The organism is Methanosarcina sp. UBA289 (assembly GCA_002496565.1).
Classification (GTDB): Archaea; Halobacteriota; Methanosarcinia; order Methanosarcinales; family Methanosarcinaceae; genus Methanosarcina.
Window position 1 is genome coordinate 151,180 of the sequence record DAKJ01000004.1, and the last position, 25,087, is coordinate 176,266.

Genomic DNA, 25,087 nt, shown 5'->3' on the forward strand with positions numbered 1-25,087 from the left:
GGTAATATATATGCAGCTTCCAACACCCGAAGATCTTAAAAAAAGAAGAAATGAACTCGGGCTTACCCAGAGCGATCTGGCTAAAAGGGCCGGTGTAAGCCAGCCCCTTATAGCTCGTATAGAATCAGGAGATGTAGATCCCAGGCTTTCAACTGTCAGGAAAATCTTTGATGCTTTTGAGGAAGTTGAAAAGGAACAGCAGATTATTATAATAGATCTGATGCATTCCCCTGTAATCCATGTTTCTCCGGACGATTCCGTGGAAGCAGCAGTAAATCTGATGCAGACTCACGGTTTCTCACAGGTTCCTGTGCTTGACGGGGGAATTCCGGTTGGAAGCGTTTCAGAGGACATGATAGTGAAATTGATGGCCGAAAGTAAGAAAAAATCAATTTCCCAGTTGAGAGTTTCCGAAATAATGGGGGAGTCCTTCCCGGCAGTATCTCCAGGCATTTCTATCTCAGTTGTTTCACATATACTAGAAGGAAATCCTGCTGTGCTAGTAATGGAAAAGGGATCAGTTATCGGCGTCGTGACAAAACATGACGTAATGACACTTCTCCAGGGTTAATAATTGAAATCTGTTCTCCTTATAGGGCGGTATTCGGGATCAGAGCTTGGAAAGCACATCAATTATATACTAGGATTCAATTAAACCTGATCTCTAATTTGGATTTAATGCTTAACTCCTCCAAACTATATTAATTTAATAAATCCGTTGAAATCCCCTAATCTAAAAATTTCCAATATAAAATATAAGATACACTGCATGCCTTTCGGGCACACCGTATCAAAATGATATTACTCTGAATTATTTAAGATCTGCAGATATTTAATACTGCATAATAACACAACCCCATTAAACAAATAAAAAACAAAAATCAATTAAATCTTTGAAAATGTGGAGCATAATACATATGGATCTGGAAGATACTCTTCTCATGATGCCTGGTCCCGTACCTGTTGCACCCAGAGTCCTTAGAGCTATGTCGAAACCGATGATCAACCACCGGAGTCCGGAATTTGCTGGTATTTACACCGATTGCAGGGAAATTCTCTCCAATGTTTTCCAGACAAAGAATGATATTTTCTTGCTGAGTGGTTCTGGAACGGCAGGAATGGAAGCTGCTGTCGGGTCTCTGGCTGGAAGCGAGGACAAAGTCATAGCCATAGAAAACGGAAAGTTTGGAGAGCGCTTTAAAGATATTGCAGCTCTATATTCGGAAGTAGTTCCTGTTGTGTTTGATTGGGGTCTTCCGATTGACCTTGAAGTTGTCAAGGAAAAACTCGAGGAAGGGGCAAAAGCCATCACTCTCGTCCACAACGAGACCTCTGCAGGTATTCTTAACCCGGCTGCAGAAATTGGTAAACTTGCCAAAAAGCATGATGCTCTCTTTATTATGGACGGCGTGACCTCCCTTGGAGGAGACGATGTAAAGGTCGATGAATGGGGAATTGACATTGCAGTTGTAGGTTCACAGAAGTGCCTTGCAGCTCCTCCTGGACTTTCAATCGTTTCCGTAAGTGAAAAGGCTTTTGAGGCTATGAAAGGAGTAACAAAAAAGCCTTACTATAACGACCTTCTGGCATATAAGAAGAGTGGAGATAAACCCAGACCCGAAACGCCTTATACGCCTGCGATTCCTCTGTTCTACGCCCTTCAGGAAGCTTTGCACATTGTAAAAGAGGAAGGAATGGAGGCAAGGATTAAGAGGCACAGGACTCTTTCCGAAGCCGTAAGAGCAGCAGTTGCCGAGCTGAATATCGAGATGTTCCCGCAGCTTAACGAGTACAGCCATTATTCCAATACGGTCTCTGCTATGAAAGCTCCAGCAGGCATTGATGGCGAGGACATAAAGAGCGATATGAAGAAGCGGGGTGTAATCATTGCAGGCGGACAGGAACGTCTTAAAGGCAAAATTTTCAGAATAGGTAGCATGGGAAATGTCACTGCAAGGGATGTGCTTTCAACCATCCAGCAGCTGGAAATCGTACTGAATAAGCGTGGTTACATTGACAGCCTGGGAGCAGGTACAGAAGCTGCAGCCAGGGTTATTGACAGGGCCTGAACAGGATAAAAACTATAGATATACATTCTGTATATCTACCAGCCTTTTTCAGGAAAACCCGGAAAAAAGATTTTAATCTTGAAATTCCGATCGGATTCACATGCCCACAATAGGAATTGCAGATACCACATTCGCACGCTATAATATGGGGCGTGCGGCAATTGACGAGATACAGAAAAATGTATCTGTAAAAATTAAAAGAGTAACCGTGCCCGGGATAAAGGACCTTCCGGTTGCAGCCAAGAAACTTATTGAAGAAGAAGGATGCGATATCGTTATGGCCCTAGGTATGCCCGGAGCTAAAGAACAGGATAAGATATGTGCTCATGAAGCTTCTCAGGGTCTTATTTTGGCCCAGCTCATGACTAATACCCATATTATCGAGGTCTTTGTCCATGAAAATGAAGGAAAGGATGAGAAAGAACTTGCTTTCCTTATGGACAGAAGAACCCGAGAGCACGCTTTAAACGTAATAAAGCTGCTCTTCAAACCTGAAAAGTTAATTCGAGAAGCCGGCACCGGTCAAAGGCAAGGCTTTGAAGATGCAGGCCCATTAAGAACGTGAAGCAATTTATGTAAAAACAAAGACTGGAGACCTTATCAGATGACTATCAGCCTAGGATTTGTTGTAGCTGAATTTAACAGGGATCTGACCTATCAGATGGAACTGCTTGGAAGGGAACACGCGGAGTTCCTGGGGGCAACAGTGAAAGAGACCATTCTTGTCCCAGGGGTTTTTGACATGCCCCTTGCGATCAAGAAGCTTTGCCAGAGGGACGATATCGATGCCGTAGTTACTATAGGATCTGTAATCGAAGGCGAGACTGACCATGACCAGGTGGTTATGCAGCATGCTGCAAGGAAGATCATGGATCTTTCTCTTGAGTTTAATAAGCCTGTAACTCTCGGTATTCCTGGCCCAGGCATGACCCGTATGGCGGCTCATGAACGTGTGGACTATGCAAAGCGTGCCGTTGAAGCTGCAGTAAAGCTGGTGCGGCGGTTATGAATTTATGATCTCTATAAACTAGCAAATGTAATAAACCAGGACCATCCCTATGTCATCCGCAAGGCTCAAGCGTGTAGAAGAATCTGCAACGATAAGGATCTCCAATATTGCGACCAGAATGATTAAAGAGGGTACAGACGTAATCAATTTCAGCCTTGGTGAACCTGATTTCAATACCCCTAAAAATATCTGCGATGCTGCGGCAAAGGCTATGTATGAGGGAAAAACCCACTACGCCCCCTCTGGAGGTATCCCTGAATTAAGGGCAGCCATTGCCGAAAAATTCAGGACGGAAAACAACCTCGATGTAACTGAGACAGGTGTGCTTGTTACCCCCGGAGCAAAACAGGGAATTTTTGAGATAATGATGAGCGTTCTTAATGATGGGGATCAGGCTCTTCTGTTTAATCCTTCATGGGTAACTTATGACGCATGCATACGTTTTGCAGGGGCGGAAACGGTCTGGGTTCCGACAGTCCCTGAAAAAGGTTTCATTCCGGACAATTTTGAGGAATATATAACTGATAAAACCAAGCTCATAGTTGTAAATAGTCCAGGAAACCCAACAGGTGGAGTCTTCGGGAAAAAAACTTTGCAATGTATTGCCGACCTTGCAATTGACCATGACCTCGTAGTAGTCTCAGATGAGATCTATGAGAAAATTATCTATGACAGGGAGCATATCAGCATTGGCAGCTTTGATGGAATGCAGGAAAGAACTGTCACAGTAAACGGTTTTTCCAAGGCATATGCCATGACAGGTTGGAGACTCGGCTACCTCACTGCACCTCCTGAAATTCTCAAACTTCTACTTAAAATTCAGTCTCATTCGGTAAGCAGTGCGACTACGTTTGTTCAGTACGGTGGGCTCGAAGCTCTTCAGGGTCCTCAGGACAGCGTTAAAGCAATGGTTGATCGTTTCAAGGTAAGGCGCGACGTCCTTATAGACGGTCTGAACAAAATGGGACTTGAATGTAAAAAGCCAGATGGAGCTTTTTATGCTTTTGCTAATGTCAGCGAGTATGGAAATGGGACTCAGGTGGCAGAACGGCTCCTGAAAGAAGCTCAGGTAGCAGTTACGCCTGGAATCGCCTTTGGTTCGTCAGGCGAGGATTTCATCAGGATCTCCTATGCAACATCAATTGACAGAATCAGGGAAGCTCTTGAAAGACTTGAAAAAGTATTTTTATAAATCAGATTCTGTGAGTTATCTCCTGAAAAAGGTATGAGTAACGAATAACAGGTATTAATCGAATCGAGGGACGGTGTGGGCAGGTTTACCCATACCGTTTAAGTACCTCTTTTATGATTGCACCTGTACTGCAAAGTGGGCATTCTTTTGAAAGCGGAATCCTGACCACATTTGCAGGATGCCCTCTTTTTGCAAGTTCTTTTTCCAGAAGCTCGGCGTCAAAGCGCTGGTCGTAACCTAGAGCAATTATATCCGGCCTGATCTGCTTCAGGGGTTCAAACATATCTTTTTCGCTGCCAAGAAGCGCTTTATCTACTATCCCGAGTGCATTTACCATCTCCAGCCTCTGCTCCTCTGGCACAACTGGTTTTGGTTTGTGAGTTACATTTGAGTCTCTGGCAACAATAACGAAAAGCTCATCTCCTAGAGCTCGGGCCTGGGCCAGAAAATAAATATGTCCGGGATGGAGAATGTCAAAAGTCCCGGTAGCAAGTATACGTGTCAACAGATCACCTGGCCTCGGGTATATCCTGTAAGCATAAGAAACTTACTGAGATTAACCCTGCCTTCAATCTGAAGAGCCCCTGGATATTCAAACTGTGTACCACAAATACTATTATTATCTATTCATAATGAGACTATATAATAAAAAAATGAAAGAATTTTTTCAATTATCATAAGTAATATATGGTCCGCAAATGTGAATATTATTTATTGAACTTAGGTTATAAACCTAAAAATTTGAAGATAAATCTTATTCAGGTACAGCTTTTCAAGTCTTCTGAGAGGGCTGTTACCTTTGGCATTATCATAAGTAATATATAATTCTTACAAATATTACCATCTAGATAATCTGTAAAAAGAGGAAAACCCCAATGATAAAAAAATCGATTCATGAGATTAATAAGAAAATTGAAGATGGAAGCGTCAATGTAGTGACGGCGGAGGAAATGGTCACAATTGTTGAGGAACTTGGCGCTGAAGGGGCTGCAAAAGAAGTGGATGTGGTTACGACAGGCACATTCGGAGCTATGTGCTCATCCGGCTTAATGCTTAACCTGGGGCATTCCGAGCCTCCTATTAAAATTCAGAAAATCTGGTTCAACAATGTAGAAGCATACAGCGGACTGGCAGCTGTAGATGCTTACCTGGGGGCTGCCCAGATCTCAGATACAAGGGGAATCCAGTATGGTGGGGCTCATGTTATTGAGGATCTCCTCCGGGGGAAAGAGATCGATGTTCATGCGACTTCATACGGGACGGATTGTTATCCAAGGAAAGTGCTTGATACGATAATTACCCTTGAAGACCTCAATGAAGCCGTTCTTCTTAACCCAAGAAACGCCTACCAGAAATACGCAGCAGCAACCAACAGTTCCAAAAGGATTCTGAATACCTATATGGGTGAGCTTCTGCCCAATTTCGGAAATGTAACCTATTCAGGGGCAGGGGTTCTATCTCCTCTATCAAATGACCCTAATTATGAAACCATAGGCATGGGAACAAGAATTTTCATGGGAGGCGCTCAGGGCTATGTTATAGGGAACGGAACTCAACATTCTCCTTCTTCTGGTTTTGGAACTCTGATGCTCAAAGGTAACTTGAAGGAGATGAATCCTGATTACTTGAGAGCTGCTTCTTTTACCGGATACGGAGCTACTCTTTACATGGGAATTGGAATCCCCATCCCTATTCTTAACGAAAAACTTGCTGCTGCAACTGCAGTCCGGGATGAGGATATTGTAACCACTATTCAGGATTATGCTGTGGGAAGCCGGGACAAGCCAGTTATCAGAAATGTGAATTATGCCGAACTCAGATCAGGCTCGGTGCAGATTGACGGAAAAGACGTGCCCACGTCCTCTCTTTCCAGTTTCAAGAACGCGAGAAAGATCGCAAATGAATTAAAGGAATGGGTTAAGCGCGGGAAATTCTTTGTCAGCATGCCAGTGGAAAGACTGTCTGTTGAAGGGGCTGCCAAACCCATGAAAGAGACGCAGGTTGTACCTCTTGTAAAAGATGTAATGTCCAGTTTTATTGTGACCATCAAAAGAGATCAAACTGTCCAGGACGCTGCAAAGAAAATCTGGGAGAACTCTTTTAACCATCTGGCTGTGACCTCCGACACTGATGAACTAGTAGGGATCCTAACTGCCTGGGATATCTCAAAGGCCGTTGCAGAGAATTGTTTTGATTCGGTAGAGAGCGTTATGACGAAAAAGGTGCTGACCTGCGCTCCTAACGAGCCTGTGGACCTTGCAGCTAGAAGGCTGGATCGTTATGGAGTATCTGCGATGCCGGTTATCGATGCTCAGAGGCGGGTTATCGGAATAATAACAAGTGACAACATCAGCAAACTTCTTGCAAGGAGGTACTGAGCGTGAAAATCAAGATCACTATTCCTACCGAGAGAATCCACAACCCTATCATTTCCGAGTCCATAGTCGAAACTGGAATCCTGATTAATATAATGGTTGCAAATATCGACTCAACCTATGGGGAACTAATAGCGGATGTGAATGATCTCAAGTTCGATAAAATCAAACATGCCCTGGAATCTAGAGGAGCTATAGTTTCTATACTGGACAGACCTATTCACAGAGATGAGGAAGAATGTATCGAATGCGGAGCCTGTATTTCAGTCTGCCCTATGAATGTGTATTCTTTTGACAACGCCTGGAATGTCCTAGTAGATGAAAAGAAATGTATTCAGTGCGGCGTGTGCATTAAGATGTGCCCGCATGGGGCCTTGAAACTGGGAGAATGAATAGAGAAAGAAGATTAAGAGCAATAAAGTTAATCTTAACCTTATATTTATTAAATTTCTTTTTATTTTTTCAAGGAAAGAAAAAGATCTGTTTAATATGGAGACAAATTAAAAACTAATTTAAGTAGTTCTAATTATCTTTTCAAAGTTTTCTATTCTTATTTTGGCTTATACTAGTTTTTTACTGATCCGATTCCAAGATCAAGTGATCTTTAGGTTTTTATTAGGTGTAGTTACTCACTTGATCTTGGAATGGACTCCTTTCAGTTCGACAGTCTAGATTCTCTTTACAATGCTCTGTAATATATGTAATACCTTTTCTCGTTGTCATACAGAGTTACTATATTTGCGTTCTCTGAATTCGACTAATTATTTACTGTGTTCCCCGATTCTTGTCCGTTATTTACTGCGCTTCCAGAGTTCTGTCCATTATTTACTGTGTTTCCTGAATTCTGTCCATTGTTTATTGTATTTCCAGAGTTTTGTCCTTTGTTAATTGTATTCCCAGAAAACAGTTTATTTAATTATAATCAGAAAATGTACAAATTCATCGTCAGCCTGGCTTCTAAGCCTGTTTCGCGTATAACAACTTGTAAAATGACATCTACTTATAAAGCAGATTTTTTCGCCTCTATCCTTAGAAGTTTGCAATCTAAAGACATGAATCAAGGTTTCATTCTGAATACCGATTTCTATTTCGAAACTCCCTTTATTTATACATTGAAACAAATAATTACAATGTATCTAGAAAACCGGATAGGCATTAAAGGAGAGTATTGCCAGAACTGGGCATCAGCCCTTTCTCAAGCAACTTCTCAAATATTTCTGCGTTCATCTCCTTTCTCTGTTTTTCTTTGTGGGGACAAAGTAATCCGAAATTTTATATTTCAAACGAATGAGAATATCACAAAAGGAACTTGTACAGTCTTTAAAATAGGGGTAAATTATGAAGATCCTTGTACTCTACTCAGGCGAACTTGGGAAAAAAGTCATCCAGAACCTGATCAATCCGGGAAATTTCTGCGTGTCCTGTGGAGAACTTTGCAATCACTGCAGGCAGGCCAGGAAGTCATATGCAAACCTGATCGTAGGAATTCATGAATTTCCTCAAGACCTGCCCACATTTATAGAACAGCCCGAACAGTACATGCCTCAAAAATTTCCGGAATGCGATCTAATACTTGCTATTGGCATTCATCCCGACCTTCTTATAGCCCTCCCAGATGTTGTAACGAAAACGAAGGCAAAAGCCGTGATAGCGCCTGCTGAAGACTCAAAGAAAACTCCTGCAGGTGTCCTTGAACAGCTTAGAAAAGAGCTTGAAGCTATTGGAGTTGAGTTTGAGGGGCCAAAGCCATTCTGTGCCCTTGAAAAAACCGGAAAGCCAATTATAGACGCGTTCGTTGACCTTGGTTTCGGGAAGCCTGTGCTCAGAATAGAAATGAGCCCTGATGGAAAGATGTTTATCGGAGCAGGCGTCCTCAGAGATGCCCCTTGCGGTTCCACTTGGTTTGTGGCAAAAAAGCTCGGCTGGACTGACACTCCTGAATATAAAGAGACCATCTCAGGTGCTCATCATTCTTATCCCTGTACCGCTAGCATGGACAAAGACCCTCAACTTGGGGACACCATCCTTCACAAGGCCGGATACATTATCAGGGAAGCAGTTGAAGATGGAATGGAATGTGCAAAAAAGGAGAAAGCCCGATTGTCTGCAGTATGCGTGGAGGAAATCTCAAGTTCTAGTCTCTAAAGGTAAGTTTTCGTTTCCAAAAAGTTTTCAAGAAATATATTCTAAATAAAAACCGGAATTTTTTATCTGGTTCCAACAAGAAAATAAGTGTTATCTATCATGTTTCGATAGATTTAAGCCTGAATTCGATGATTTACAAATCTCAGTAAGCAAGCCTCTTGAAGAAAGCTGTTACAATCTGAGCCAAGTTTCATCTATTAATGAATTGAACTGTTTCCTTAATATTCAACTAAAAGCATTAAGGGATTATGGGGTTAAATCCCTGAAGTTAATACTTCTTATTCCCTTTAATGCGTTTAGTTACAATAAGTGCACCTACTGGAGAAGTGCTTGAAAGTACTTTTAGCAGGTGGAACATTTCAGTTTCAATGTAATGGGGGCGCAATCGGTTTTTCCATCCTTACCTTTTACACAGTATGTGAAAGTGTCAGTGCAAGAACATTTTTGAGAACAACATTTGGCTGGTGCTTTGTAGCAGATTTTGCCATTACTCTTCACAGTCACTTTGCCACCCAGTTTGGTAGTAAAAGTTCCTGTCTTTGTAACTTTAAGGTTGCATCCTTTGTCATTGCTCAGCACGTTAAAGCAATAAACAGTATTTGGACATTTTTTAAGTTTAATAGAATACGTATCTTTTACTGCATCTGTTTTTGTTTTACAATTGCTGTTACAGGCGGCTGCTCCTGTCATTGACAGGACAAAAAATACTAACGTGAAAACACATATTGTTTTGAACATAATTTTTCGCATTATTTATCCTCCGTATTTTTATCTTATTCAGTTTTTATTTTATCTTGCCAGTTCCCATTTAATCCTAGAGTACTCGCAATCGAAACGAACTGGGAAATATTAACATATAAACATACTTTTTTTTCTAATCTTATATAAAAATCAAAAAACGAATTTAAAACTTGATAAAGCTTTATCTTAAAACTTGAAACGTCATAACACTGTTAATCACTATAACTGTATTAGATATCTGCTAGATTAAAAATATAAGACACTTGACGAGTTTATGCCCTATGATGTCTTATGATAGATGTCTATGTGAAAGAATATCAATTCATAAAAATTCTTTTCTGTAATAATTAAATATTAAGATCTTTTACTCTTCTAGAAGGACGGATTTGTCATATTTTAGGAAAAGAAAGTCCTTTCTTTGTACATACAACGTTTAACTTTTATCTTCGGGATTTTTCAAGTTCCAAGATCCCACACTTTTTTGCCTTCACAAAATAGTACATACAGGATTACATTTTCGTTAATCTGCTCACCCGCTTGAACGAAAAATCAATAGAATAAACCTTTAACTGCTTAAAACATAATTTGATTATAATGCCTATTGTGCTTGATTTCATCCTTCAAATGCAATAGGTCTTAAGTCTATTTTCATCAGGTCAACCTGACAAGAGTAGGGAGTATATGAATGTTTATATTCGGATCTGCCTATAGCTTGAAACTCGTGTATTTAGGGCATATCTATTAATTATATGAAGTACGTGCAATAATTATAAAATAGAAAATCTTGTTTTCAATCTCAGTTTAAGAGGTGAACTATGAAGCCAAAGATTGATTCTACGAGTTTTGGTTCGATTACTGTAGGTGGAGAGGTCTTTAAATATGACATCCTTATTCGACTCACTGGGCAAGTCGAAAAAAGAGAGAAAGGGCTGTCAAAGGAACTGTATGGAACTTCTCATAAAATCTCGCTTGAGGAAGCAAAGTACATTTATGAGGAAGGAACAGAAAAAATTATTATAGGAACCGGGCAGACAGGTTTTGTGAAACTGTCTGAGGAAGCAGAAAATTTTTTTACAGAAAAGAAGTGTGGTATAGAACTTTTTCCAACTCCATGGGCAATTGAACGCTGGAATGAACTTGAAGGCAGAATCACTGCAATGTTCCATGTGACATGTTAATAAAGAGGAGACAAGGCAGTCGGACAGTAAAGGCAGGTAATTCAAAAAACAGATTGGTTTATTTAATATAATCCTTCCACATCGCGCCCTTCTTCAAGTACCATTTCTTCTTCCTGTATCATCATATCCTGTTCTATAGTTCGTTTCCCACTTTCTTTTAGCTTAATTTCTTTTATATTTATATCCATCTGCGGGAACGGAATTTCAATCCCTTCTTTCGTATAGGCATCAAATATTCCTGCAATGAGGTCATTCTTTACTGTTCCTATTTCTCCTGTTTTTGCCCAGGCCCTGAGCTGCAAATTTATCGATGAATTTGCAAGTTCAGTGGTTACAACTGCGGGCTCGGGTTCCTGAAGGACAAGAGGATGTGTCTTCATTAGATTCAGTGCTATCCCTGTAGCTTTTTCTAGGCTTGAGGAGTAACTTATCCCTATATCAACAGAAACTCTTCTTGTAGGCATGCGTGTCATATTAACAATAAAACTGCCCCATACAAGCTTATTCGGGATTGTTATGAGCTGGTTGTCAGGTGTCAAAAGTTCGGTTGACATGATCCCTACGGATTTTACTTTTCCGGTCTGTCCATTTACGGTTACAGTTTCTCCCATATCGATTGGTCTGATAGATGCAACACATACTCCAGCAGTCAGGTTTGTAAAGGTATCCTGCAGTCCAAGGCCAAGAACAATGCCTATTGCTGCAGAAACTCCTACTATATAACTATCCACGTCGAAATTTAGACTCTTCAAGAAAATAAGAATAACAATTACATACAGGAGAATGCTTAAAAAGTGAGTGAGAAATTGAATGGTAAGATCTGGAATCTTTGTTTTATGCATTCCTCTCCTGAAAATATGAATAATATACTTTGATAATGCTAATCCCATGATAAGCACTATAATTGCAAAAATCAGCCTTAATACAGTTATCTCGGTATATGGAATTACCTGCTTCATTATCTCATAACTCATTTTTAGCCTCCTCGCTTTTTGGCCAATGTGCGGAGAAGATCAAAAACGATTCTATGCCACTGTCCGGTAGAACTTGTAAAGAGTAAACTTATAAAGAGTAAACTTATAAAGTAAAGACAGGATTATACTGATATGCTGTCAGTATAAAATACATTTAATTTCTTTTATATGTATCTCTAAAAACTACATTTCTTTTATTCTGTCTTTTTAGTGCGAAAGTCTTTTACAGAATAAATCTTTCAATAACAAGTTTCAAAAATATATATGATATAAAAAATAAGTTAAATAGTTTTATCACATTTAGGGAAGGTCAAGGTTGAAATGGATTAAAAAACTCTTTGGAAAAAAAGAAGACTCCCGCGAGGAAACTGGTTTCAAGGAGATTAATTTTGAAGACCTGCCCGCGTGGCTAGATATCAGGTCTCAAAAAATATCTTCCCAGGTAGAAAAAGACGTACCTGACCTTTTGAAAGAACTTGAAGTTTCGCTTCTGGCACTCAAGGAAAGTAACTCAAGGCTTTCAGAGGCTAAGGTCGAGGGAGATTTTGATATCAGGATTGTAAAGCGAGCGAAGAGCAACAGAGAAAATGTGACAAAACAGGTCACAATGTTGATAGATAAAATCAGGGTTCAGGAAGACAGGGATTTCAGGACTCTGGAAAGCTTTTACGGGGCAGCTACGCAGAGCCTAGATACCTGCCTGGAGCATATGAACCGAAGCTTCAGGTATACCAGAGGCGTTTTTCCAGAAGAATCAAAAGAGGTTAGTGAAAGTCTTGCCAGCCTGGGGAAGGCTTTTAATGAGCTCGGAGAGGTAATTCTGGGAAATAAAAAGGAAATGGACGCTGTAGAAGCAGCTTACTCGGATGCTAATAGAATAGAGGAGCTTTTTGCCTCAATAGCAGCCGAAGAGCTGGAACTCGAATCCAAAAACCAAAGAATCCAAACATTGAATTCTGAATCTTTAGGAGTTAGCCAGGCTCTTGAAGATTTCAGAAAAGGAGCTGCCTGGCAGAGGTTACAGAACCTGCAGTCAGAATTTACTGTTGCCAGGGAAAAACTCAAGAAAGCCGAGACTGGCTTGAATTTTCTTGTGCTCCCGCTTTCAGGTCATCTCTCAAGGATTAAGAAACTTCATGAAAGCAGCAGGTATACCTTAAAACTTGAAGTAAAGAAAGAGCTTGAGATTTGTCTTGAAGATCCCGTGCATGTAAATCCTTCTTTTTTCTCTGAACTTCAAAAGATATTCGAGGATAATTCCCTGGATATGCAGGCCCAGAAAAAAGAAAAAGCCCTTTTACAGGTCAAAACTGCAATCTCGAGTTTTCCCGAGAGGAATAAAGAGTATCTTGAAGCTCTGCAGCAATTTGAGGCAAAGAAAGCTGAAATCGAAAGTTTGGATACCGGAAAATTTGTTGAACTTGAACATAAGGAAGCTGAGCTCCTGAGCAGGACTCGCTCGCTTGAAGAGGATATTGAAGATTCTAAAAAGAAACTTGCCGCTTTAAGAGAAGAACTGGAACACCAAAAGGAAAAATTCCTTGCCAGTCTCAGTTTAATCGACAGCAATTTGCATGTGAACTTCCCGAGTCCCGTCTCGGGAGGACGGCCCTAATCGTGCCTCGGGAGCACGGTCCTTTTTGTTGCCCGAGTTTCGCTTCGGGAGCACGAAGCCCTTTTCGCTTCGCTCAAGAGGGCTGAATTATGGGTTAGAAAAAGTGATTTTCAACTCGCTCAGGGGTTTATTTATACAAATTTCTTTTTTGATCACCAGGTGATGTGATTATAACTTTTTTAAAAAAGGCTTGACCGAAAATGGTACAATAAAAACCTTACCCTGAACCCTATCGGCATGATTACAAGCCTTTTTTTAAAATGCTTTAGCAAAAAACACTGCTAAATCTAAAACGTCATGACGGCGTGATCAACCGGCGCAACGGTTGCGGGTCAACGGTTGCGGGTCAATGGTTGTAAAGAAGGCTGAATTATAATGAAGATAGTTAGCACATGGGAGAAATTAAAGTGGAGATACTGAGCCCACAGGGACAATTTTACGAATTATAACTTTCCCATAGCTGTTATCCTGGTTCCATATTGTTGGATAGTAATTGGGTAAATGCAGATATTTACATCCAAAACTGCGTTTTCAGGCCTGCGTCTGGAAATAAACTTCCTCGTAAGGCTGGACCACTACAAATCCCTCTCCTTTGAAAGCCATCTGGAATGACTCCCCGCTGCTTCTTCCAACCAGGGTTTTTAGGGAAATGTCAGTTTTTATCTCAGGTTCCAGGTTTCCTGACCAGGCGACTGTAGCATTGGGGTCAGTAAAGACCGGGTGACCTGGGCTTACCCGGAGAGTTAGGGGGTCCTGGTGAGTTGTAATGGCGGCCATACCGGTTCCTTCCAGTTTAATGTTGAAAAGCCCTCCTGCCATCATTCCTGAAACATTTTTCATCATCTTTATTTTCCAGTTTAGCGAGGTCTCAAAGGCAAGTAGATCGTTGCCATTTACAAAAAGGGAATCGTTATCAAGTTTCAGGACTGATACCTTCTTTCCTTCATCTGCAAGGTAGAGTTTTCCTTTGCCTTCGGCTTTTGTGAGGCTGACTCCCTCACCTGTAAGCGCCTTCTTCACAAAGGTGCCGATTCCGTGTTCGAAGACTCCTTCCCTCGTAAAAACTATATCTCCTGTGTACGCGACCATTGAACCTCTTTTTGTCCAGACCATTCCTTCAAGGTTAACCTCAAGAAGGCGTTCGCGTTCCAGCTCAAAAATTCCCTGATCCAGATCCTTTTCTTCTGTATTTTGAATGAAATCCTCTATTGAATAGCGTCCCAAACTATCATCTCTTTTTATGTTTTATTCTCTTATTTAATTGTTCAATTGTCTATACAGTTATAAAGCATTTCTCTCAATCTGCATTATCAAGTTGAAAAACCCGAGTTCCGTCTCGGGAGGACGGGTCCGTTTCGCTCACTCCGTTCGCTCAAGCGGACTTTCTGCAGTTATGGAAAATAAGATTAGCGATGTCTGGATTTTGCTCAAAAGTGTATAATTTATGTACTCTGACAGTTTTTATCTGCTTTACTAATCTCCTTTAATTATCTCCTTTAATAAAGTTTAAGAAAAGAGGTTTGACAATGACAGAGGCGCTTTACTTCCTTGATTGTTACCTGAAAGAGTTCGAAGCAACTGTCGAAAAAGTTACAAATGATCAATTTGTGGTTCTTGACCGTACTGCCTTTTATCCCGAAAGCGGGGGCCAGCCCAGCGATACCGGAAAATTAGTTCGTGAATCTGATGGGGCTGAATTTGGTGTCCTGTATGTGGGTAAGTTCAATGGAGATATCAGTCATGAGATAGCTGGTGAAAATGTTTCTAACGGGTTAAAAGCAGGGGATAAAGTAAAAGGATTCATTGATTGGGATCGTCGTTACAGGCATATGCGTATGCATACGGCGACTCACGTAATCGCAAACGTAATCGAAAAGGAAGCCGGGGCTCAGATAACCGGAAACCAGCTTGGTCTTGATCAGAGCAGGGTGGATTTCAGCCTTGAAGTCTTTGACAGGGATAAATTTGCCGAATATGAGAAAATTGCCAATGACCTTATAGCCCGGAAAAACCCTGTTAATCTCTACCTTGTAGGTCGAAATGAAGCCGAAGAAAAGCTCTCCCGATTGACCACATTGGCAAAAGGCTTTTCTGATGATATAAAAGAAGTCCTCATGGTTGAAATAGAAGGTGTCACGATTGAAGCCTGCGGGGGAACTCATGTTAAAAATACTGAGGAAATAAAAGGCATAAAAATCACAAAGCTTCAGAATAAAGGGAAAAGTAACAGGAGAATGTACTTTACACTTGTAGATTAAGATCTGAATCTAACCTGAATCTAATTTAGCTTTTCTTTCTTTTTATTTTTTCGCCGTTTCTCTTTTTCTTCCAGATTTCAGGTCTCAAGAAGATAGTATTCTATCAGCAGGATACATTGGACTGGAATTCGAATTTTTGAGTCTGAATACGATTATCTAATATCGTTTATAATTTTAATTATAAATTGATCAATGGGGGTTAGATTGCTTAAATTAGGATATAAAATTGCACCTGAACAGTTTCCTCCATCGGAGTTGCTGCAACAGGTCATAACGGCTGAAAAGGCGGGCTTTGAAAGTATTGATGCCAGTGATCATTTTCATCCATGGAGTGAAAGCGGACAGGCATGTTTTGTCTGGAGTTGGCTTGGAGCAGCGTCGGTGAGTACTCAAAGTATAGAACTGGGAACGGGTCTGACTTGCCCTATTCTGCGTTATAACCCTGCTGTTATCGCTCAGGCTGCTGCAACCGTATCTTCGCTTGCAGGAGGCCGGACTTATCTTGCAGTCGGAACGGGGGAAGCTTTAAACGAGTATCCCGTAACTCTTGAATGGCCGCAATATGACGAGCGTCAGATACGAATGATAGAGGCAATCGGACTTATCCGTGAACTCTGGACCGGGTAGAAAGTCAGCTTTGATGGGTGCTATTACCGGACAAAAAATGCCAAACTTTATACGCTGCCTAAAAACAATATTCCTATTTATATCTCCTCACTCGTACCCGAAAGTGCCTACGTTGCAGGCTATTATGGGGATGGTCTTCTAACTGTTGGGGGAGAGTCGGATATGCAGAAATATGAGCAGATTCTTTCCGAGTTTGAAAAAGGAGCCAGGGATTCAGGTAAGAGCCCGGAAAACCTACCAAAGGCAATAGAGCTTTTTGTTGACTATGGTACAGATCCTAAAGAATCTATTGATAATTTCATGAAGTACTGGGCTGGAGCGCTTATACCTGCTCTTTTTGTGAATAAGATATACACTCCGGAGATGTCTGCTCAGAATGGAAAAGTTGTGGGCCCAGACGTGATACGAAATCATGCTTGTATTTCTGAAAATCCTGAGGATCACATTCATTTTGTAAAGAAATATATGGATTTGGGTTTCACACACATTTATTTCCATTCGGCAGCCTCGGACCAGATATCTTTCCTCAAAGCCTACGGAAAAGATGTTTTACCGGCGTTAAATAAAATGGGATAAATTTATTTTTATTTTCTGATCTTTACTTTTCATATACCCTTTTACATAAATGTCATTTATTTCCTCTTCTATTATTATATGATTATTCGAGACAATATGTCATATATCCAAATTAAAATCAAAAGTTTATTCTGGAAATCCTCATTAAAATTAACACGTTTGAATATTCTTCAAAGATTTGTAACTTTTGTTTATTTGAGGTGTGTACATAATCGAAGATATGACACATGTTATGATATTCGTCAAAGACTATAATGAGGCGCTTGACTTTTATACGAATAAACTTGGTTTTGTAAAAGTTACAGATGTTATCCCGACACCAGGATGGCGCTTTTTGTCTGTTGCCCCAAAAGGCCAGGGTACCGAAATAATTCTCCATATGCCCAATGCCACAATAGAAGGCGAGGCCGAAACACAGATGGAGACTGAACTCATAGGTAAAACCCCAGCCTTGATGTTTAAAGTCGATGATTGCAAGAAGACATGCGATGAGCTAAGATCAAAGGGAGTAATGATCATTGAAGAGCCTTTCTCGGCTCCTTACGGTATCCAGGCGCTCATAGTAGACCTGTATGGAAATCCACTGTGGCTCATAGAACATCCCAAGTGAAAAAGTCATATCCAAATTAGGTTATTTTTTCTGTCTCGCCTGTTGCATCCGGGTAACCCACTTATCTTTGCACTTAAGTTATTCCTACGAGCCTCCGCAGGCGTTTTACCTTCAAGGGCTTCTCTACTACAAAAATAAACATCCTTTCTATTTCAAAAATGTAGGCTTTTTTGAAAATGAATTCTCGATAATTTAACCCAATGATGTTATTTTCTGTCTAATAATAATCCTGTAAACTTATCTATATCTATTTATATATTTCAAGAAATATTACCCTTATTAAACAGAATTTCAGAGAATAAGGCTTAGGTTTCGAGTTTTTTGGATCTTTTTGGATCTTTTAACCCTGTTAGTTGTTTGGGAGTAAATACCTGTCTAAGGTTACTAAAAAGTGATTTTATGGCAAATAAATATGCTCAGCATTTAAAGTGCAATTACCTTGACAGAAGAGCTGCTCTTAGAGGTGAAGTTGAGCGTCAGTTAATACACCTGTTTACAGGTATAACTCTAATTCTTTTAATTGATGCAGCAGGCGATATGGCTCTACCTCTCTTGCTTCTTTTCCTTATTTTTTATGTGACAGTCTCAATAGCCATTATCCTGGATAAGCTTCCACTTCCATTATCCATTTTTCTGTGCAGATGGGGAAGGCCTTCGAAACAGACTATACCGCTTAAAGGAACTATCCTACTCCTTTGTGGAATACTCCTCTCTTTTATACTATTCCCTGAAGAAATTATGTATGCTTCAATTGTAGTAGTCACATTCGGAGATTCGGTAGCAACCGCATTAGGGGTTCTGGTAGGCAAACATAAGCTTCCATACTCGAGAGAAAAAACTATAGAAGGAACAGTCTCAGGGATAGTAGCAGCCTTTTTAGTATCTTTACTTTTTGTGACCCCTGTTCAGGCTTTTGTTGGGGCTACAGGTGGGATGCTGCTGGAAAGCGTTATAGGTTTGCAGACAATCCGGGAATCTAACTCACAAACTGTCTTCAAGTTCTTTTTTAATGATAATTTTTTAATTCCTTTATTCTCAGGTTTACTTATGTTTATTGTAGGTTTATTCAGCAACTGAAGACTTTTCAGTAGCAGACAAATGTTTTATCTGGTACTTTTATATCAAGTGAATAAACCTCTGGTCGTATCATTATGCGGTTGATGTTTTCATGATTAATTTTCCAGTGCTAGAAATGCCTTATATATCGTGTATCAAGCAGCTATTAACCTTACTGAATTACAAAAAGGTATGATACGCCACTAATAGTATTTTGGAAATAACATCAACTAACTAATAGTGCATGACCAAGCCTCTATATCTTGGCAGTATTATTGAAAGATCTGCGTTCAGACAGATTCAGCGTTAGTTTTATATTATACAATTAGACTCTGAAATACATCCCAATTTATTTTCGTTTCATAACTCTGATCTTAGATAGCTTTCAAGAAGTTTTTCTAGATATGTGGTGAATTTATTTCCTGACGGAGTAGCTTTTCAGTATCGGTAGCTCCTTTGAATGGATTTTTTCTTCAATTCACCTGTTTTAAACCAAGCCCTCTATGAGGGCATAACTTTCAATAGATGCTAACCAAAAACCTTAGTTTGCAGACATGTTCAGTCTTTAATCCTAATAAAAATAAATAAGCTGCTAGATCTAAATAGTCATCTTCTACCAAACGTTTGAGTTGAATTCTTTTTTATATTATATTTTACATAATACTCAATGGTGGGTGGGCAACTAATTGGGAAAGGCAATAGCTACCTGAATCCAGGGAGGTGAACTTATATAAAGGAGTCTACGTCAGGTTGGAGTTCATAACTGGTGGGGAGGTTATCCTACGAGAGAGACGACCTTGTAAAGTTTGCCAAAGGTAAGCAGGCAAGCAATGACGTTCTGGACCTTCTGAGGGGATACCTGAAATAGAGTATAACACCCTGATGACGTTCCCGGAGAAATCAAACGCCTGGAAAGCGAACGCCATCAAACCACCAAAACCAAATGAGTACTGATTTGCCGAACAGGGATTTTAGGATAGATGCAATCTAGGTCCAGATAGTACAGAAAGTATGAGATAGTACAGAAAGTATGAGTTACCCATTCAAAAGGTAAACTCTCGAACATTATACAGTCGATATGGCTGAATACAACTGAGAGTTCGGTAATTGAGATTTGGTAACTGAGTGTTTAAAGAAGGCTTTTTAGAGAGTCTGTAGATTGCCGGAAAGTGTATCGTACTGACCATGTCAGAAAGGAACCAAGAAAACACATAGAACATATAAACCATGGGGGAAATTTATGCAAACAAGTCCAATTGAAGTTCAAAAAGCTCTGAAGGATATCGATTATCCTGTAAAAAAGCAGGATCTAATTGCACACGCCAAAAAACATAATGCCAGTAATGAAGTAATGCAGGTCCTTGAAAGTCTTCCAGACAAGGAGTACACCAACGCTGCCGATGTCAGCAAGGAATTCTCTGGAAAGTAAAATCATAAAGTAAAGAATTCGAGAGCAAATAAAAATAATATGGGGGGTAAACTTATGAGAACAAGTATGGCTGATGTTGAACATGCACTGAAAGGTATTGATTTTCCTAAAAGCAAGAATGAAATTGTTAGTTATGCTCAGCAACAAAATGCTAATAACGAAATAATTTCTGACTTGCAGCAACTTCCAGATAGGACATATAACAACGCTGCCGATGTTGCTCAGGAGTTTAGCGGAAAGCGCTTTAGTGGAGAATCAAAATAAGTAATAAGATAATGAAAAAGCTGAAGACATTGACAGCAATTTAAACTTATTGGAGTAAAGGGGGAAATTTTATTCACACAAGCCCTATTGAAGTTCAGAAAGCTCTAAAGAACATGGATTATCCTGCAAAGAAGGAAGATCTTGTTAAGCATGCCAAGGACCGTCACGCTAGCGATGAAGTAATGCAGGACATTAATGAGCTTCCGGACAAGGATTATACAAACGCTGCCGATGTCAGCAAAGAGTTTAAAGGAGACTAAGCTGAACAAAAAGGGGATTTAGGCAACCAGTCCAATTGAAGTTCAAAAAGCTCTGAAGATATCGATTATCCTGTAAAAAAGCAGGGCTTTATTAAGCACGTTAAAATGCATAAGCTATCAGTGAGGTAATTGAGGCTCTCGAAGATCTTCCGAAAAGGAGTAACATAAATGTTTCAGATGTCAGTAAAGAGTTTGAAGGAAAACAACCATACTTTAGAGCCAGCAAAGCAATAAATGGGGAGCAAGTAAATGAGCTCCCCCTTGATCCAAATAAAAAAGGAGGCTGATGTACCTCCTTTCTTTCTCCTGAATTTAATCTCTGATCAGTGTCTCCGGGCAATTTCTGTGGCAGTCGCAGTGCTAAAAATTTAGCAAAGATGATACGCTAATGTAAGTATTTATAAGCTACCACAAAGTAAGCCAAATCAAAAAACTTTTGTGAAAAACAGACTAATGCGAAATAGAGTAATACTACAAATTTTTATTCGATCTTCTTCTTCTTATTACTATTACTACTATTACTATTACTATTAATTACTATTTCTTCTGGAAACCCTACATTATTAACCGTATCCAATGGAACAAATATTGATAATGTCAGGAAAACTCCATAAACAATCGAAATTAATTAATCGAAATCAATTGCGAAGCTCCAGTTCAAAAGACAAGAAATTGTTAAAGCTTAATAAAGCCTAATGCAGTAAAAATAAATATCATCATACCAGATATTAACTATTCAATTAGTTCATCGAGATCCCCAGACAATAACATGTCCATAAATGAGGTTCTTTTTGAATTATTTGATAAATCTCTTTGCATGGATTTTTACTAAAAATTAGATGGGGGAAAATCATAATGGAAAGAAGAAATTCCCAGAGTAAGGATCGGGGTTCCAGCAGGGAACGCGGCTACGGTAGAGGGCCACAAACGATGTACAAGGCAAAGTGCTCAGATTGTGGCGAAGAAACAGAGGTGCCTTTCAAACCGGATCCTGACAGGCCGGTCTACTGTAGGGAGTGTTACGCAAAGCGCAAACCTAAAAGGTATTAATATATTCGGCATCAAGCCTTGCTGTTTCATTCTAATTGATAATCTTTTACTGATTTGCTGAGGTTATTATTCTTACCTTAACTCATCTCCTTTCTATTTTTTCTTATTTTTTATTAAAGAGCTTTATTCCTGTTCCTGTATCTCTAGTTGTCTTTCAAATTGCGTTATGTCCAGCAAAACTTGAAAGAGTGAGTTCCTTCCTATATCCTTTACATCAATTTCTACGGGTTGAGCTAACGTATCCTTAACGGTTCTCCAGTCGTCTCTAAAGACATCAACAATCTCCCATGGGCCTGTAGAGCTATCTTTAACCCTATCACGGGCAAGTTGCAGAAGCAGGTGTTTTTTTTCAGTCAAAGTGAGATTTTCTATTCCTTTGACTTCTAACTCACTTACAGTAGCTTCACCCATTTTGGATCGAACTACCATTGGCTCTCCTGGCTCATCTTTTATTTCGTTTGTTACTTTTCTTTCCATCAATTCAACCCCTTCTCTGTTTTCAGCCCGGCTGCTTATCGATAATCAGAGCACAGCTGTGAAGGTTCTTGGATCCAGATGAATATTTTTCTGGCAATAACTGCATCTTGTCTCAAGATTTGTCCCTGCAAGAATAGCTCTCTCTACTTCTTCCTGAGGTGAGATGTACTGCGTCATTTCCTCTCCGCAATAAGGGCACTTTATCTTCAGCCAGTCAAGCCTGGTCATTTCTCTAAGATTCTGTATTAATTTTCCCAGAGCATCCTCATAAGCCTCAGGAGAAAAGACAATTGGCTGAAGGTGGTGTATCAGGATTGGTAATTCAACTCCTGCTTCTACCAGCGGAATTATAAGCTGGTCGGCTCCGACTGCAAGGCCAATCTCCTGATTTACTTCCGGAGACCCTGCACCTTTCTGCGTGAGGATCGGGATAAAACAATCTGACTGACGAATGCCAAAACTTATTCTTTCACCCAGGGAAAGGATTCGAGCTTTCCTGTACAGGGCTGAGAAACTTTCCAGCTCCACGGCCCAAAGAGTTCTGGCAAGTTCCTGAGCAAGTGGCTCGTCCTGCTCGCAGTGGGCTATGTAAATTTTTGAGATCATAGATGGTGTTTTTAACCTGCAGTTATTCTATTTTTTTTGGTTTCTTGTCGTGCTCAATTTCCGGCTCTGGATGAGGTATCGGCTCAGGTGGAGGAACTGGTTCAGGCTCAGGTTCAGGTATCGGTTCAGGCTGGAAAGATGGTTCTTTGTCTTCTCGTGGCAAAAATGACCCCTCCTTTACTGAATAATTACGATTTTCACGGTAATCTCAGAATAATCTGGATTTTCAATGATTATTTTGCTTCTTAGCGATTATTTAACTTCTTGAAAACGATTTGGCTTTTCAGATTTACCTTGTTATGGATTTTAACTGCTAGAATTGTTCTGTCTGAAATAAGTTTTAAGTTTTTAAGAATCTGATCTTAGTAACTACCGTTAATCTGAGATAGTGACATGTTTTAGTTATTTAACGAATGCTTATGGTTCTGCCTTGCTGAAACCTGATTGGTCAGTCAGAAGCTAGCATCACGCTTGTAGATTTAATTACTGCGTATACCTCACTCCCTTCTTTCAAATCCATATTTTCGGCCGAGTTTTTTGTGATTATGGAAGTAATTTCCATACCACATGGAAGTTCAACAACTACTTCGGAGTTAACTGATCCGTGCACTATTCTTTTCACCCTGCCTTTCAGCACATTGCGTGCGCTTATTTTCACTCTTATTCCCCAAATGCAGGTATTTATCTTGTTATCAATAAGGTTAGCCTTGTAAATTATAGAAGCATAGGAATCTGGTTTTCTGAACTCAAATCAGATATTATAAATTTTAATTTATATGTCTCATTCCTGTTTCCGATAACTGTAAATCAAATCGAAGTTTTAAGTCTGACCTTCGATCTTGCCAATGACGCTTCTTGCATGTGGGCCTGGGTCTATGGATAGTAAATACCTGTCGTTTTTAAGCGATGTGAATTCAGCAACCTTTGATAATGAGCAGCTTATCCTCTATTCTGAAGACGCAGATAAGAGGATGTTCTTTAAGAATGGGGCCGGGCTGAACAGAATGTTTGGCCGAAAACTCTTATTCGAGAGCTTCATTGCCAGTTATATGGCTCTCCATTATTGAGCTTCATCTCCAATTGTATAGTTCTCTATCATTGATTTTTTTCTTTTCCTCAATAGGAACTAATATTAAATGAAAATAATAAAATAATTTATATAAAAACAAAAGATTATACCATATAAATGGTTATTTAACAGGATGTCTCTGGTTGATGACGTAAAACTATCAACAATGGCTGCAGCCTGCACATTAGTACTTATAATTGTACCAGAAAATATAATTCACAGTCAACTTGATTTTGCGTCGAAATATTCTCCTATATGGATTTTTATATTTTACCTATTCTTGAAAAATGAAACAAAAAATAATATTTTACCCTGGTACTTTTTAATGATTTATGCAACTGCTGGAATTCTGATCCTTGAAGCAGTAAATCCCTTCAATAGTACGACATAACTACCAAGGATGCCATTATTGATTATCGTATTTATCCGAAAAGTTATCTATTAACCGTTTTTTGCTTATTCTTTACACCGAGTCCAACAACTTTAAAAGCAATGTCTCTTATGAACATGTGAACTTTAATGTCGAAAGATCAGGGTTTACAATTCCCTGGTTTACTTCCGAGATTCGGGTTGATTTTCCAGGCTTTTAAACTTAGAAGCTTTGTGAGAGATTGAAATGGAACTTGATGAAGTTATAATCACACGGGCAATTTTTGATGAGTATTCTAAAACCTTCCTTGACTACACGGAAATTGATGTGGCACTCATAGGAGGAGGGCCTGCAAACCTGGTGGCTGCAAAATATCTTGCAGAGGCAGGAGCAAAGGTCGCTATTTACGAACAGAAGCTGTCGCTCGGGGGAGGTATGTGGGCTGGAGGCATGATGTTCCCGCGCATAGTTGTTCAAGAAGAGGCCTGCCGCATCCTTGATGATTTCGGGATAAGGTATAAAGAGTACCAACCCGGGTACTATGTGGCAAATTCCGTAGAGTCCGTCGGGAAGCTGATTGCAGGGGCAACTTCAGCCGGGGCTGAGGTTTTCAACCTTGTGAGCTTTGAGGATGTCATGATCAGGGAAAACGATAGAGTTACCGGGATCGTCATCAACTGGGGTCCTGTCACAGCACAGCATTTGCATGTTGATCCTCTTATGATCCGCACAAAACTCGTAATTGACGGGACAGGGCATGATGCGGTTGTATGCAATACGATTCTCAAAAAGATTCCCAATGCAAAGATCGGAAAACTCGGAAAGCTCGGAGAAAAACCAATGTGGTCAGAGGTTGGCGAGCGCCTGGCTGTTGATGCAACCCAGGAAATCTACCCTGGCCTGATCGTTGCGGGCATGGCTGCAAATGCCGCAACCTGCGCCCCTAGAATGGGTCCAGTCTTCGGAGGCATGCTTCTCTCGGGAGAAAAGGCTGCAAAACTTGCTCTTGAAAAGCTTAAAGAACTATGATTCCTATCCAGAAAGGACTTTTAGCCAAATTTTTCCCATTCCAAGAGCCGGAAAACAGAAGCTCTTCTTTTACTTAGGAGGGGCTCCTGCTATTTCCGGCAAAAACTT

The 25,087-nt window shown here is 40.1% G+C and carries 28 protein-coding genes and 1 pseudogene; 21 read left to right on the forward strand and 8 right to left on the reverse strand.

The genetic code is table 11. The features are described 5' to 3' along the window. Positions 1-10: 10 nt before the first annotated feature. The 5 genes from BP549_RS01135 to BP549_RS01155 all read left to right on the forward strand — a co-directional run bounded on the left by BP549_RS01135 (position 11) and on the right by BP549_RS01155 (position 4,270). Positions 11-571, forward strand: a complete 561-nt coding sequence (locus BP549_RS01135; protein ID WP_292375688.1) for a CBS domain-containing protein — start codon at positions 11-13, stop codon at positions 569-571. Positions 572-917: 346 nt separating this feature from the next. Beyond that, positions 918-2,069 carry a pyridoxal-phosphate-dependent aminotransferase family protein gene (locus BP549_RS01140; protein ID WP_292375685.1) on the forward strand — a complete coding sequence of 384 codons (1,152 nt, stop codon included), beginning with the start codon at positions 918-920 and terminating at the stop codon, positions 2,067-2,069. A 100-nt stretch (positions 2,070-2,169) separates the two neighbouring features. Further along, positions 2,170-2,634, forward strand: a complete 465-nt coding sequence (gene ribC / locus BP549_RS01145) for a riboflavin synthase (protein ID WP_292377500.1) — start codon at positions 2,170-2,172, stop codon at positions 2,632-2,634. Positions 2,635-2,673: 39 nt separating this feature from the next. Beyond that, positions 2,674-3,078 (forward strand): 6,7-dimethyl-8-ribityllumazine synthase, encoded by a 405-nt coding sequence (gene ribH / locus BP549_RS01150; RefSeq protein ID WP_048108716.1) that lies wholly within the window; start codon positions 2,674-2,676, stop codon positions 3,076-3,078. Positions 3,079-3,127: 49 nt separating this feature from the next. Further along, positions 3,128-4,270, forward strand: a complete 1,143-nt coding sequence (locus BP549_RS01155) for a pyridoxal phosphate-dependent aminotransferase (protein ID WP_292375678.1) — start codon at positions 3,128-3,130, stop codon at positions 4,268-4,270. Positions 4,271-4,355: 85 nt separating this feature from the next. Here BP549_RS01155 and BP549_RS01160 read toward each other — a convergent pair whose 3' ends face one another. Further along, on the reverse strand, positions 4,356-4,799 hold the full coding sequence (locus BP549_RS01160) for an FAD synthase (protein WP_292377558.1): 444 nt from the start codon (positions 4,797-4,799) through the stop codon (positions 4,356-4,358). Positions 4,800-5,145: 346 nt separating this feature from the next. Between BP549_RS01160 and BP549_RS01165 the strand changes: the two genes are divergently transcribed. From BP549_RS01165 to BP549_RS01175, 3 genes are all read left to right on the forward strand, one after another. After that, positions 5,146-6,648, forward strand: a complete 1,503-nt coding sequence (locus BP549_RS01165; RefSeq protein ID WP_292377501.1) for an L-aspartate semialdehyde sulfurtransferase — start codon at positions 5,146-5,148, stop codon at positions 6,646-6,648. A gap of 2 nt (positions 6,649-6,650) precedes the next feature. Then, positions 6,651-7,037 carry a 4Fe-4S binding protein gene (locus BP549_RS01170; protein WP_292375674.1) on the forward strand — a complete coding sequence of 129 codons (387 nt, stop codon included), beginning with the start codon at positions 6,651-6,653 and terminating at the stop codon, positions 7,035-7,037. Between the two features lie 946 nt (positions 7,038-7,983). Further along, positions 7,984-8,790: a DUF166 domain-containing protein gene (locus tag BP549_RS01175; RefSeq protein WP_292377503.1), complete on the forward strand. Its 807-nt coding sequence runs from the start codon at positions 7,984-7,986 to the stop codon at positions 8,788-8,790. A gap of 342 nt (positions 8,791-9,132) precedes the next feature. Here the strand turns inward: BP549_RS01175 and BP549_RS01180 are convergent, their stop codons facing one another. Then, positions 9,133-9,540, reverse strand: coding sequence for an Ig-like domain-containing protein (locus BP549_RS01180; protein ID WP_292375668.1), 408 nt, complete (start codon positions 9,538-9,540; stop codon positions 9,133-9,135). Between the two features lie 806 nt (positions 9,541-10,346). Here BP549_RS01180 and BP549_RS01185 point away from each other — a divergent pair. After that, positions 10,347-10,709 (forward strand): Mth938-like domain-containing protein, encoded by a 363-nt coding sequence (locus BP549_RS01185; RefSeq protein ID WP_292375666.1) that lies wholly within the window; start codon positions 10,347-10,349, stop codon positions 10,707-10,709. A 62-nt stretch (positions 10,710-10,771) separates the two neighbouring features. On the opposite strand, the gene BP549_RS01190 is transcribed toward BP549_RS01185, so the two are convergent. Next, complete coding sequence (locus BP549_RS01190; RefSeq protein ID WP_292377504.1) at positions 10,772-11,683, reverse strand: mechanosensitive ion channel family protein; 912 nt, start codon at positions 11,681-11,683, stop codon at positions 10,772-10,774. A 316-nt stretch (positions 11,684-11,999) separates the two neighbouring features. Between BP549_RS01190 and BP549_RS01195 the strand changes: the two genes are divergently transcribed. Further along, positions 12,000-13,298 (forward strand): cell surface protein, encoded by a 1,299-nt coding sequence (locus BP549_RS01195; protein ID WP_292375662.1) that lies wholly within the window; start codon positions 12,000-12,002, stop codon positions 13,296-13,298. Between the two features lie 531 nt (positions 13,299-13,829). On the opposite strand, the gene BP549_RS01200 is transcribed toward BP549_RS01195, so the two are convergent. Further along, positions 13,830-14,522 carry an AIM24 family protein gene (locus BP549_RS01200; RefSeq protein WP_292375660.1) on the reverse strand — a complete coding sequence of 231 codons (693 nt, stop codon included), beginning with the start codon at positions 14,520-14,522 and terminating at the stop codon, positions 13,830-13,832. A gap of 302 nt (positions 14,523-14,824) precedes the next feature. Here BP549_RS01200 and alaXM point away from each other — a divergent pair, with 302 nt between their 5' ends. From alaXM to BP549_RS01240, 8 genes and pseudogenes are all read left to right on the forward strand, one after another. Continuing rightward, positions 14,825-15,556 (forward strand): alanyl-tRNA editing protein AlaXM, encoded by a 732-nt coding sequence (alaXM, locus tag BP549_RS01205; RefSeq protein WP_292377506.1) that lies wholly within the window; start codon positions 14,825-14,827, stop codon positions 15,554-15,556. Positions 15,557-15,760: 204 nt separating this feature from the next. After that, positions 15,761-16,759 (forward strand): annotated as a pseudogene (locus tag BP549_RS01210) (TIGR03557 family F420-dependent LLM class oxidoreductase). A 202-nt stretch (positions 16,760-16,961) separates the two neighbouring features. After that, positions 16,962-17,369, forward strand: coding sequence for a VOC family protein (locus BP549_RS01215; protein WP_292377507.1), 408 nt, complete (start codon positions 16,962-16,964; stop codon positions 17,367-17,369). Between the two features lie 399 nt (positions 17,370-17,768). Further along, the gene (locus BP549_RS01220) at positions 17,769-18,446 is read left to right on the forward strand and encodes a diacylglycerol/polyprenol kinase family protein (protein ID WP_292377509.1); all 678 of its coding nucleotides are present in this window, start codon (positions 17,769-17,771) and stop codon (positions 18,444-18,446) included. Positions 18,447-19,665: 1,219 nt separating this feature from the next. Beyond that, entirely contained in the window at positions 19,666-19,854 is a 189-nt protein-coding gene (locus tag BP549_RS01225; protein WP_292375653.1) for a DUF2795 domain-containing protein, read from the forward strand. Between the two features lie 54 nt (positions 19,855-19,908). After that, on the forward strand, positions 19,909-20,118 hold the full coding sequence (locus BP549_RS01230) for a DUF2795 domain-containing protein (protein WP_292375652.1): 210 nt from the start codon (positions 19,909-19,911) through the stop codon (positions 20,116-20,118). Positions 20,119-20,231: 113 nt separating this feature from the next. Then, positions 20,232-20,378, forward strand: a complete 147-nt coding sequence (locus BP549_RS01235; RefSeq protein ID WP_292375650.1) for a DUF2795 domain-containing protein — start codon at positions 20,232-20,234, stop codon at positions 20,376-20,378. Positions 20,379-21,233: 855 nt separating this feature from the next. After that, a complete protein-coding gene (locus BP549_RS01240; RefSeq protein ID WP_292377510.1) occupies positions 21,234-21,428 on the forward strand; it encodes a CxxC-x17-CxxC domain-containing protein in 195 nt (64 codons plus the stop codon). A 123-nt stretch (positions 21,429-21,551) separates the two neighbouring features. On the opposite strand, the gene BP549_RS01245 is transcribed toward BP549_RS01240, so the two are convergent. From BP549_RS01245 to BP549_RS01260, 4 genes are all read right to left on the reverse strand, one after another. Beyond that, a complete protein-coding gene (locus BP549_RS01245; protein ID WP_292375647.1) occupies positions 21,552-21,905 on the reverse strand; it encodes a hypothetical protein in 354 nt (117 codons plus the stop codon). Positions 21,906-21,950: 45 nt separating this feature from the next. Then, a complete protein-coding gene (locus BP549_RS01250; RefSeq protein ID WP_292375645.1) occupies positions 21,951-22,511 on the reverse strand; it encodes a TIR domain-containing protein in 561 nt (186 codons plus the stop codon). Positions 22,512-22,533: 22 nt separating this feature from the next. Then, positions 22,534-22,674 carry a hypothetical protein gene (locus BP549_RS01255; protein ID WP_292375643.1) on the reverse strand — a complete coding sequence of 47 codons (141 nt, stop codon included), beginning with the start codon at positions 22,672-22,674 and terminating at the stop codon, positions 22,534-22,536. A gap of 285 nt (positions 22,675-22,959) precedes the next feature. Next, positions 22,960-23,169 (reverse strand): TOBE domain-containing protein, encoded by a 210-nt coding sequence (locus tag BP549_RS01260; protein WP_292377512.1) that lies wholly within the window; start codon positions 23,167-23,169, stop codon positions 22,960-22,962. A 181-nt stretch (positions 23,170-23,350) separates the two neighbouring features. On the opposite strand from BP549_RS01260, the gene BP549_RS01265 reads away from it, so the two are divergent. From BP549_RS01265 to BP549_RS01275, 3 genes are all read left to right on the forward strand, one after another. Beyond that, on the forward strand, positions 23,351-23,578 hold the full coding sequence (locus BP549_RS01265) for a hypothetical protein (RefSeq protein WP_349682315.1): 228 nt from the start codon (positions 23,351-23,353) through the stop codon (positions 23,576-23,578). 135 nt (positions 23,579-23,713) lie between these two features. Continuing rightward, positions 23,714-23,971, forward strand: a complete 258-nt coding sequence (locus BP549_RS01270) for a hypothetical protein (protein ID WP_292375639.1) — start codon at positions 23,714-23,716, stop codon at positions 23,969-23,971. 225 nt (positions 23,972-24,196) lie between these two features. After that, positions 24,197-24,979: a sulfide-dependent adenosine diphosphate thiazole synthase gene (locus BP549_RS01275; RefSeq protein ID WP_292377513.1), complete on the forward strand. Its 783-nt coding sequence runs from the start codon at positions 24,197-24,199 to the stop codon at positions 24,977-24,979. The last annotated feature ends 108 nt before the right edge of the window (positions 24,980-25,087 follow it).